The sequence below is a fragment of the Streptomyces sp. NPDC033966 genome, from assembly GCF_055575955.1.
Genome location: NZ_JBVIRQ010000040.1, coordinates 1 through 9,722, shown reverse-complemented (window position 1 = coordinate 9,722; position 9,722 = coordinate 1). Strand labels below are relative to the sequence as shown.

General features: G+C 68.3%; 13 protein-coding genes and 1 pseudogene. 8 read left to right on the top strand and 6 right to left on the bottom strand.

Annotation, left to right across the window (positions count from 1 at the left end):
• Positions 1–152: pseudogene (locus ACZ518_RS39200) on the top strand (IS5/IS1182 family transposase); the annotation flags it as partial.
• Positions 153–392: 240 nt separating this feature from the next.
• Here ACZ518_RS39200 and ACZ518_RS39195 read toward each other — a convergent pair.
• Both ACZ518_RS39195 and ACZ518_RS39190 read right to left on the bottom strand, forming a co-directional pair.
• Entirely contained in the window at positions 393–1,253 is an 861-nt protein-coding gene (locus tag ACZ518_RS39195) for a DNA/RNA non-specific endonuclease (protein WP_469117810.1), read from the bottom strand.
• Between the two features lie 334 nt (positions 1,254–1,587).
• On the bottom strand, positions 1,588–2,052 hold the full coding sequence (locus ACZ518_RS39190) for a hypothetical protein (RefSeq protein WP_469117809.1): 465 nt from the start codon (positions 2,050–2,052) through the stop codon (positions 1,588–1,590).
• 78 nt (positions 2,053–2,130) lie between these two features.
• On the opposite strand from ACZ518_RS39190, the gene ACZ518_RS39185 reads away from it, so the two are divergent.
• The 7 genes from ACZ518_RS39185 (at position 2,131) to ACZ518_RS39155 (ending at position 6,179) form a co-directional block, all read left to right on the top strand.
• The gene (locus tag ACZ518_RS39185) at positions 2,131–3,372 is read left to right on the top strand and encodes a helix-turn-helix domain-containing protein (RefSeq protein ID WP_469117808.1); all 1,242 of its coding nucleotides are present in this window, start codon (positions 2,131–2,133) and stop codon (positions 3,370–3,372) included.
• Positions 3,369–3,962 carry a flavoprotein gene (locus ACZ518_RS39180; RefSeq protein ID WP_469117807.1) on the top strand — a complete coding sequence of 198 codons (594 nt, stop codon included), beginning with the start codon at positions 3,369–3,371 and terminating at the stop codon, positions 3,960–3,962. The genes ACZ518_RS39185 and ACZ518_RS39180 overlap by 4 nt, the downstream gene beginning before the upstream one ends.
• A 140-nt stretch (positions 3,963–4,102) precedes the next feature.
• Positions 4,103–4,378 (top strand): hypothetical protein, encoded by a 276-nt coding sequence (locus tag ACZ518_RS39175; protein ID WP_469117806.1) that lies wholly within the window; start codon positions 4,103–4,105, stop codon positions 4,376–4,378.
• A 92-nt stretch (positions 4,379–4,470) separates the two neighbouring features.
• A complete protein-coding gene (locus tag ACZ518_RS39170) occupies positions 4,471–4,596 on the top strand; it encodes a hypothetical protein (protein WP_469117805.1) in 126 nt (41 codons plus the stop codon).
• Positions 4,597–4,756: 160 nt separating this feature from the next.
• Positions 4,757–5,035 (top strand): hypothetical protein, encoded by a 279-nt coding sequence (locus ACZ518_RS39165; RefSeq protein WP_469117804.1) that lies wholly within the window; start codon positions 4,757–4,759, stop codon positions 5,033–5,035.
• A 60-nt stretch (positions 5,036–5,095) separates the two neighbouring features.
• On the top strand, positions 5,096–5,914 hold the full coding sequence (locus ACZ518_RS39160) for a hypothetical protein (RefSeq protein ID WP_469117803.1): 819 nt from the start codon (positions 5,096–5,098) through the stop codon (positions 5,912–5,914).
• A gap of 34 nt (positions 5,915–5,948) precedes the next feature.
• A complete protein-coding gene (locus ACZ518_RS39155) occupies positions 5,949–6,179 on the top strand; it encodes a hypothetical protein (RefSeq protein WP_469117802.1) in 231 nt (76 codons plus the stop codon).
• 223 nt (positions 6,180–6,402) lie between these two features.
• On the opposite strand, the gene ACZ518_RS39150 is transcribed toward ACZ518_RS39155, so the two are convergent.
• From ACZ518_RS39150 to ACZ518_RS39135, 4 genes are all read right to left on the bottom strand, one after another.
• Positions 6,403–6,702, bottom strand: coding sequence for an AbfB domain-containing protein (locus tag ACZ518_RS39150; protein ID WP_469117801.1), 300 nt, complete (start codon positions 6,700–6,702; stop codon positions 6,403–6,405).
• The gene (locus ACZ518_RS39145) at positions 6,690–6,851 is read right to left on the bottom strand and encodes a hypothetical protein (protein ID WP_469117800.1); all 162 of its coding nucleotides are present in this window, start codon (positions 6,849–6,851) and stop codon (positions 6,690–6,692) included. Before ACZ518_RS39145 ends, ACZ518_RS39150 begins: the two co-directional genes overlap by 13 nt.
• Positions 6,852–7,107: 256 nt before the next feature.
• Complete coding sequence (locus ACZ518_RS39140; RefSeq protein WP_469117799.1) at positions 7,108–8,148, bottom strand: hypothetical protein; 1,041 nt, start codon at positions 8,146–8,148, stop codon at positions 7,108–7,110.
• A 1,135-nt stretch (positions 8,149–9,283) separates the two neighbouring features.
• Positions 9,284–9,574 carry a hypothetical protein gene (locus ACZ518_RS39135; RefSeq protein WP_469117798.1) on the bottom strand — a complete coding sequence of 97 codons (291 nt, stop codon included), beginning with the start codon at positions 9,572–9,574 and terminating at the stop codon, positions 9,284–9,286.
• Positions 9,575–9,722 lie beyond the last annotated feature (148 nt).

Genomic DNA, 9,722 nt, shown 5'->3' with positions numbered 1-9,722 from the left:
ACGAAGACCGCTACAAGAAGCGCAACACCGTTGAGAGGGCCATCAACCGGCTCAAACAGCACCGGGCGGTGGCCACCCGCTACGACAAGCGCGGCTACGTCTACCTCGGCACGGCCACGGCCGCCGCCGTCATCATCTGGCTTCGCACATGATCGGCCGGACAATTCCTAGGGCCCGCCGGGCGGCGTCGGCCGACGCCGGCTTGCACCGGGTACGGCTGTCCCAGCAGCAGCAGCAGCCGACGTGGACGCGGACGGCGGACTGGCTGGTGCCGATCCGGCTTGATCAGCCATTCCGGCGGCGGCGGAGCCGGTTGCCGGACGGCTTACCGCCTCGCGCTGCTCCGATCTTGTTCCGGTTGCCGTGGACGTGGACGGCCGTGGGTTCCGCAGTCAGGTTCCCATCATGATGTCGTCGTAGCTTTCCAGGCGGTGCCAGCGGTCCTGGGGGTCGCGGACCGGGGGCATCAGGTCCGCGTCGGGGAGGGGGCCGAGGTTGAGGCCGGTCACCGTGCCGATGTCCGCTACTGGCACCTGGAAGGTGCGGAAGGGGCCCAGTGGTGGTGGGCCGGCCTGGGCCCCTGCCATGGCCCGCTCGCGGTCGCGGCTGAGGTCGGGGCTCTGGTCGAGGATGTATGCCGTGGAGGCGAGGTTGCCATCCTGCATGAAGGCTGCCACCTTCCAGAACCGCAGCGGTACCTGGATGCCGCGGTAGGGCGGGTCCGATTCGTGCAGCACCGGTCCGGTGAACACGCTCAACTTCCGGTCGAACTTGGCCGCGTGGTCGAGGAGGAAGTTCTCCAGCCCCAGCCACAGCTTTTTGCCTTGGTTGAACGTGTTCTGCTGCGGGGCCGCGTTGGTGAAGTGGAACGTGTCGGTGTTGGCTTTGCCGGCCTCGGTGGCTGTGCCCCACACGGGGTCCAGCCGGCGTACCAGATGTCCCCTGTCCAGGTCGTTGTCGGCGTAGATTGCCTGGCCGGCCTGCTGGTTTGCCGGGATCCGCGGGTCGAGGTTCCAGTCGTCCTCCCGGTCCACGTCTACCAGCTTCGAGCCGTCGATGCAGACGGCGGTGGAGGCCGCGAGGCGGCGGTCGGGGCGGTGGACCACCGTGAAGTGGGTGTACGGCAGAACGATCGTCGGGATGCCGTCGCCGGGCATGGGCAGGGGCACGACCTCGCCCAGGAAGGCCTCGTCGTAGCCGGTGCGATCGTCCAGCGGACCGCGCACAGGCGCGGCTTCAGGTGAAGTGTTCACAGGGAGGGAGTACCGCGCTACGGCGATCACTCACGGTGTCCGCCGCCAAGTCACTCGAACAGGGACCACGCTCGGGGGAGCCCCCCGGGCGACCCGGGGAGGCCAGACCGACCGCAGCACCGCGGCGTGGTGTGCCCCGGAGCCGAGGAGTGGCTCGCCGGCCTGATCACCATCGACGAGTCCCGAAGGCATGCCGGTTTTCCCGCCTTCGACAAAGCGCACACATGAGCACTGTGGATCTCGCCGGAGAAGGAGCCCGTGCCGGCCCGCACCCGAGGACGCCGCAATGTTGGGCATCGCGGGCCCGGGCGCTCCCGGCGTGCCGGGCGCAGGTTCATCCAGTTGTTCCTTCGCCCCGGGCGGCTCCGTCAGCGGAGACGGCGTTCTGCTGGACGTTGTTGAGGCGGCCGACCTGGCGCTCGATCAGGCCGGCGGGGAAGGAGGAGCTTCGTCCGATGTCGAGCCGCGTGAAGGTCGCGATCGTGTTTCCGGCCCGTACGACGGTCACCTGCTTGTCGGCGGCAGGTCCGTCCGGGAGGGGGACGTGCTCCCGCAGGGTCACCGCCTCGTCCCCGAACGGCGGGGGTGCTTCCACCGTGATCGACACCGTGCGCTTGCCCGTCCAGTTCTCGACTTCGAAGGTCCGGCAGGCGGCAAGGGCCTTCTTGAGTTCCGCGAAGTTCCGTTCCGCCGCGCCCGCTTCGTAGGAGGCGAGCGTGGAGTTGCCTGGATAGATGTCGTCCTTCCAGTCGTAGAGCTGTTCGACGCGCGCCGGGGCGCTGTCTGGGGAGTTGGCCATGCCCGGACCGTAAGGGGAGTGCAACCAGGAGTAGGCACGCACGGTGCGTGCACTGTCCGGGGCTTGGGAGCGGTGCTGATGGACAGCCGGCGGATCGGACGGAACATCGGCTACTGGCGGGAACGGCGCCGCCTCACCCAAAGCCAGTTTGGCGCCCTGATGGGGAAGTCCCGGCGGTGGGTCCAGGACCTGGAGGCCGGCGTACGGCAGTCCGACCCGCGGCTGTCGGTACTGGAGTCGGCCGCCCGGGTTCTGTCGGTGGACCTGGCCGAGTTGCTCGCGGACGCCCCCGCCGCCGAGGTGGACGCGACCGAGATGGATCTCATCCGCACGGCCCTTCAGAGGTACGACGTGATCACTGGCCTGCCCGCCGACACCTGCGAGCCGCTGGACGTCGAGGCGCTGCGCCGCCGTGTCCACTACGGCTGGGAGCGGTTCCAGTCGAGCGCGGCGTTCGCCTCCCTCGGCCGGCTGGTTCCCGAGCTGTTGACCGACGCGACGCGGGCCGCCGCTGCCTGCGACGGGGACGACCGGCTGACGGCGTACCGGTCGCTGTCGATGACGCTCCAGCTGACCGAGGCCGTCGCCATCAAGGCCGGGGACGCCACGCTCGCTTCCCTGGCCGGGCACCGCGCGGTCATCGCCGCCGAGCGCTCGGGTGACCCGGTCGTCATGGCGAGCGCCGCCCGCCACCTTGCCGACGCGATGACGGCCGACGGACAGCCCCACGCGGCGGCGGAGTTCGCGGTCACCGCAGCGGACCGCCTCGGCCCCGACCTTGCCGACTGCGGCCCGGCCGGCCTGAGCGTCCTTGGGATGCTCTACCTCAAGGCGGCGATGGCGCAGGCGAGCGCCGCAGCTCTGGACGACCGCCGGGCGGCCGCGGCCGCCCGCGCGGTGCCCGCCCTCCTGGACGAAGCCGCCGAGCACGCCGGGCGCCTCGGCCGCGACGGGATGAACTGCCTGTTCACCGCGTTCGGCCGGACCAACGTCGAGCTGTACCGGGTAGCCGCTCACGTGCGGCTCTACGAGGGCGCGGCCGCCGTGGACGTCGCGAAGGCGATCACCGCCGAAGCCCGCGCCGATCTGCCCCGCGAGCGACGCGCCCACCTGCTGACCGACCTTGCCCACGCACACATGCAGGCGGGATCCCGCGAGGACGCGGTGACCGCCCTCCTGGACGCCGAGGAGGAGGCGCAGGAAGAGGTGCGCAGACGGCCGCGGACACACCAACTGGTCGAGGATCTGCGCCTCCTCGGCGTCGGGTCCGCCGAGGGGAGGTTGCGGGCGCTCGCCGGGCGCTGTGGACTGCCTGGGTGACCAAGACCCTGTATGTGATCTCCTGTGCCGCCCCGCCCGCCCGCCACGTCGCCATCGGCATCCGCGCCGCCCAGGCCCGAGGCTGGGACGTTGCCCTCGTCCTGACCCCCGCCGCACACCGCTGGTCCGTTGAAGAAGCCGGAGGCGACGCTGAGCTGGACCAGCTGCGCGAGCTCACCGGCCACCCCGTCCGGCACACCTACAAGCTCCCCTCGCAGCGCGACGTCCTGCCCTCGCCGGACGCGCTCCTCGTCGCGCCCGTGACCCTCAACACGACGACCAAGTGGGCGGCGGGCCACGCCGACACGCTCGCTCTCGGGCTGATCACCGAAGCCCTCGGCCTCCCCTTGCCCGTGGTCGCGCTCCCCTACATCAACTCGGCACAGGCACAGCACCCCGCCCTTGCCCCCGCTGTGGCCACGCTGCGCAAGGCCGGAGTCCGCTATCTCCTCGATGACGGCCAGGGCCACGCCGGAGGGTTCATCCCGCACGCCCCGAAGCACGGGAAGGTCGAGGCGTACCCGTGGGAGGGCGCACTCGGTGTCCTGGACGGGCTCACGGACCGTGCAGCACCGAACCTCCGCGGGTAGCCCACACGCCGCCCGCTTATCCCCCCGGGGCTCGCCTGCGTCTTGTACAGGAGAGCCCCGGGGCCCTGGGAGGTGCCGTGCCGACGGCCCCCGGCGCGGGCCGCCAGCATCTGGTGCCGGCCCGCGCTACCGTGCACGCTGTGACCGACTGCCCCGGGCTGTCCCCGGCCGAGGAGTACGACGCAGACCCGTTCTGCGAGAGCTGCGGGCACTACATGTGCACTGGCTGCGCGGCCGCCCACACGCTGCCCGGTGCCGGGCTGTGCCGGCCTTGCGCCGAGGGGTACGGCGGCCAGGAGCTGGCGGAGGTACTTGAGTCCTCAGCCGCTTACGCCCAGGCCCTGGCGAACCTGCGGGCGGACCCCTCCCTGGCCGCCCTCGGCTCCGAGGGCGACCGGCCGCCGACCCCGAACTGAGCCGCCTCGTAGGCAGTCGTGGACGGCTGAGCGATCGGCTGCCCCGGCCCGCGCCGTTGGTCGCGGATCGATCCGAGGCGTTGAAGGAGCTGGTGGGGCGGCTTCCGCAGGCCTTGGACCAGGCGGCGGCCGTCATCGAGCTGCTGGGGGCGCGGGAGCGGGTGGTGATGGACACCGGCCAGGATGCCGGGCCCGCCGTGGCCGAGGCCGCGGCGTAGCTGCGGGCCGCCGCGACCAGCAGTGAGCAGCTCGCGAAGGAACTGGTGGCCCTGGCTTCGCCCCTGTTCCACATGGGCGGCCGGTAGATGCCCCCTTCACCCCTGCGGGGCCGGACCGGGCATCCCCCCGGCGTCGGCCCCGCGGTGCGAGGCTGAGGGCATGGATGCTGCGTGGTGGGACCGGCAGGTGTACGGGGCGGGGCTGGACGATCCTGCCCCCGGCCCGCAGCCGGGCCACGACTACGTCGCGCTGGTCGGCGGCCCGCTGGACGGGCTGCTGCTCGACGTCACCGGTTGGCCTCCGCAAGAGGTGGTGGACGGGGCGTTGCTGATGTCGGATCAGGGGGCGTTCGGGCCCGGCGGCCGGTCCGGCTACGAGCCGGCCGGACCGGGCTCCGGCGGCGTCGGCCGGTTCCTCTGGCGGGGCGACGTCCCGTAGCCGCAGCCAGCCTTTGAAACAGGCAACGGGCCCTGCTTGTATGCCTGTACGCTTGGCGGCATGGAGACGGGCAAGCAGAGGAACAGGGCGTGGGGGTTACCTGTCCGTGCTGTGTCTCCGAAGGACTTTTCCGCCGGACCGGACGTTTTTTACTTCCAGAAATGCTCACCCACACCACCACGAATTACGTTGGTGGTTGAGGGAAACTCTGAAGCGAATATGCTTCGCCCCCTCATTGGCAGACTGTGGGATGGCCAGTCTCGCCTGAGTTCGCTCGAAGTGCTTCTGCGGTCTCAGTTGGATGCCGCGGCAAAGCACGCTTTCAAAGCAGATGCTCTTCCTGCGGAGCTCTTGCATAACGGCTTCGGCGGTGGCAGCACAGACGCTTTTGCGGATCTGGTAAGCGAGGCTTTTGGTGAAATTCCTTCGCCGGAGCGGCTAGATGATATCTGGGGGGCCTCCGAAAGTCAGCGCCCTGCGGACGGTCAGCCCGAGCCTGTGGAAGTCTTTGGCGCGTACGTGCTGGCTGCTGGGTTCCCGCGGCCAGCGGGCCCTCCGTGGCCTGTTCCGCGCTCGTCTACGGGTGTGTTCGGCGAGTTCACCGAGGCGGAAGAAGACGGCGGCAGCTTCTATCAGTACCAGCTCGCGTACTACGCGGCGCTGGCCGAGATGGCCGACATGGTGGCCGCTTGGCGGGCCGTGCTCTTGGCGTTCATCCAGGTTCTGCTGTCGCCGTCGTACGAGTTCACCGATCATGTGCCGCCGGTGTCCTGTTCCCCGTGCGGTGTCATCGGGATGGCGTCTCCCGAGGTCCCGCGAGGGCCTCAACTTGGTCTTCACCTCCCCGTTCCCAGTTCCTTCTGGGTGCTGACTGCCTGATCTCCGGACGGGCGCCGGGCACCCGTTCACCATCGTGGAGATCAAGTTGAACAGCATCATCGAGGTGGCCCTGACGTGGGCCGAGGGGCACCCCGGCTGGTTGGGTCTGCTGGTTGGACTCGTCGTCCTGGTGGTCGGGCCGCCGCTCGGGAAGCGGCTGACAGGGCTTGTCCGGGAGTTCTGGGCTCCCAAGCTCGTCGTGCTGCGTCGCAGGCTCGGTCAGGCGCTGCTGGGTAACGACGACGGGGGTCCCTTGGCCGGGTGACGGTGGCCGGCTGACTGCTCGCAGCCGACCGCGGAGCAGTCAGCGGTAGCCCTGTCCAGCTGCGTATGCCCTCCTGAGCGCCTGGCCGGACCTCTTGGGACTTTCCCTTTGCGAGGCCGCCCCAGAGGTGCTCAGGGGGGCGTGACGACTGCGGGCACGGAGACGAGTGCGGCCCGAAGCGAGCAGCACCTCAATTGGCCGCCAGCCCGGCACAGCCCGCCGATCACAGGCTAGGGTCCTTCGGGTCCCTGGGAAGCCAGGTTGAACCCTCTAGCCAGAGTGCATCATTCGGGTTCCTTTCTTGTATGAAAAGATGGAAGTCGACATGGCGAATATAGTGGGTCGGGAAATTCTCAGACCTGAGGGCGAAAGCCCCGTCCCCCCTATCAATCTTGAAGAAGATAGAATCTTGATCGAACTGCTTGCGTCCAGCGGAGTCTTGTGTACGCTCCTCTAGGAGCAGCCGGTAGTTCTTGTGCCGGAATCTTCTCTGCGGATAGTTACGCGACTTCAACCGGTACACGTAACCCCACCTCCGTATTCGACTTCAATTAGCTCGAACTGGAAGTCCTGGCCAAATGACGGCTGGATCTGGTTCAGTTCACCCTCGAAGTTCTGGTGACGCAAGAAGAAACCCGGGGCATTCTTCGCTTCCAGCAGGACGTAGTTCATGATTGCCACCTCCAGACTCAAGTAGCGCCTGCTGATGATCTGCAGGTTTTTGTCGGTGGGTTTCGGCAGGTTTTTGTCAGTGGTCTGGGTGCTGTTTCCGCTGGTGGGTGTGGGTGTTTGGTGCTGACATGGGGTGCCGATGTGGTGCTGTCATGTCTGGCGTTTGCGCTGGTCGTTTTGGTGCAGATCGGGTTGGCGTGGTCCAGCGTCGCCAGTCAGTGTTCTCTCGTGTCCCATGCCGTCACGGGGGAGTCCGCTACTCGGTGGTGTCGGGGAAGCTCACTCTCACTGCGACCGTGGCGCCTGAGGCGTCCAGGTCGGCGAACACGGGGAAGTAGCCGTCGCCCCAGCTGGTCATCGCGCAGAGTAGTCGGGCGTCGCCGAGGTCCACGGTTCCGGCCTCGACTGCAGAGGCGCGAACCTGTCGCATGATCTGCCAGTGATGTGAATGGGGCCGGAAGTCGACCATCATGCGCCGCCCGGTCTTCTCCTTCCAGCTCTGCACAGCGCGTGCCTTGTCCCAGGCTTCCGCCACGGGCAGCCCAGCCCATCCGTGGACTCGGTCTTCGCCGGGTTCGCCCAGTTTCGGTGCCGAAAACTTCGCGGCGGCTTCCTCTGCGGCAGCACCCCAGAACGCGACGTCGGCCAGGCCGTCCACGGGCTCGTCGTGCTGCCAGGAGTTGAGGGCGTCCGTGTCGCCGAAGAGCACGCGGGCCCAGTCGATGCCGACCTCACCCAGGCGCACGGATGACTGCGTCGGGGCTTCGCTCATTCGAACCGATATCTCAGACCAGCGCGGTCCGACGCCCTCGCCGTGGTCGACCCGTGAAGCCAGAACCGGCAGGTGACGATCGGTGGGTACTCCGCCCACTGCGACGACGGGCACTCCGAACATCAGGAAGCCGCCGCCGCCTTGAGCGGCGGTACGGCGTGCGCGTTGGGCATGTGGTTCGCGGCTCGGCAACGCGGCCAAGCGGGCGTCCAGCCGTGTGCTCCGGCAGTGCTCGTCGAACATCGACTCAAGCATCGCTGCCCGGGAGGGGGGTATGTCGTGGAGCATGGCCCCTGGCTGCCGGTCGAAGGTGCGGGCCGCTGCCCAGGCGTCCGGGCCGACCACGGCAAAGTCAACTGAGCCGCGTACTTCGGCAGCCATCGCGGGATCGTCGACACCAAGCAGCGCAGGATCGATCTCCGCCGGCGACCGTTCTCCGCTCCACGTCCCCAGCTGCCCTCCGTCAACGACGACCAGAGTGCCCGACGGGCAGCTGATCTCTCCAAGCCTGAAAATCTCTTCCATGGCGCGCGAGTCTACGGCTGTCCTCAGGGCCGTCAGCAGGCGTACTGGGACGATCCCGAGAAGCGGATGCCCGGGCTTTCGAGAGATCCGCAGCTCTCACAGTCTCAGCCAAGTCCCGGCAGTAAAGGCCAGCGGCCTGGCACGCCTGGTCGTGCCTGAGCGTCGCTGGTCTGCCTCAACTCGGCTGACAACTTCGGCGCGCTTCCTGGCACATGGAGGCCCCGCGCACCTGCCCATACTGCTGAGCCTCGGGCCGGTGGGGTGTCAGTGGGGTAGGTGGATGCGGATGGCGGTGGCGTGTTCGGTGAGGGTGGCGGCGTTGCGGGTGGTGATGAGGGGGTGGAGGGGGCTGTCTGGTGGGCGGGTGTCGTGATGGTGGTGGTGTGCTGCGCTGATGAGGGTTTGGGCCCAGGTGGGCAGGGCGTGCACGCGGCAGTGGCGGTGGGTGTGGGGGTCGTGAATTTTGACGTGGGTGCCGTGGGCGTGGATGTCGATGCCGCGGATCAGCGCGAGGTGGGTGGGGCTGGCTCCGGTGAGCAGGGTGGTGGTGAGGGCTGCCGCGTGGAGGGGGTGGGCGAGGGTGTGGAGGCGGTTGGCGAGCTCGCCGTGGCCGTCGAGGACGGGTGTGCCCGGCCGGGCCGGGTGAGGGATGGTCCCGACACCGTCGCAGGGGCCGTGTCTTGCTCGCGGGGCTGCGAGGTAGGGCAGGGGCCGTGGCGGATCGAGCCAGGGGAGAGCTGTCCGTGATGGCCGGCGTTTGGCAGGTATTGGGGCTGTGTTGGCCGGGGTGTGAGCCGTTGGAGCTATCCCTGTAGCCCGGGACGGGAAGCAGGAGCAAATTGAACCCTGCGGCCCGACGCAGGGCCCACCAGGGACTTCGCAGCTTCACAGATGTCACTGGTCAGTGGATCTGAGTAGTTGTCATGCTTCTGACCTGGGGTTGTGCAGGTTGGCTGAGCGGGTCAGTTGCTGTGTTCGCGTGATGTATCTGCGCGGGATCTGGGCTCGTCAGTTCTCTGACCTGTGGTGTCTGTCGGTCAGGGCGTGATTGCGCAGGTTGGTTGAGTGCTGTGCAGTTTCACTGGTTGTTGGTATGTGGCTGGGGGTTGGTGCGGCCTGATCCGCAGGTTGTGGTCTATGCCTGAGGTGCGGGAGGTTTGCCGCCGGTAGCGAGGGCTTCGCGGAAGGTGCGGGTCGTCGCGGCGGCTGTGTTGAGGTCTGTCTCGTGGGGAAGGATGACCGCGCCTTCGGAGAGTTGGCCGGCCCAGTAGCAGTAGGTGGCGGGTACGGTGTCGCCTTCTTCGTGGGGGACCTCGCCCCGGGCACACCAGATCCGGCCGTCCGGCTCGTTCTCGCCGAACGGTTCGGGGCCTTTCTCTCTGTCCGGCGTTTGGGTGGCGTGGATCAGCCGCTGGATCGTCCACACGGGATTGGCGGTCGCGGCGCGTACGTACAGGACTGATGGGGATCTTTGAAAACGGCTGTGACCGCAGTTCCGTGATGACTACGACTCGATGAGGATGCGGGCTCTCAGGACGTGGAACGAGGCTCGGCCGTACATCTGCCGCTTGATC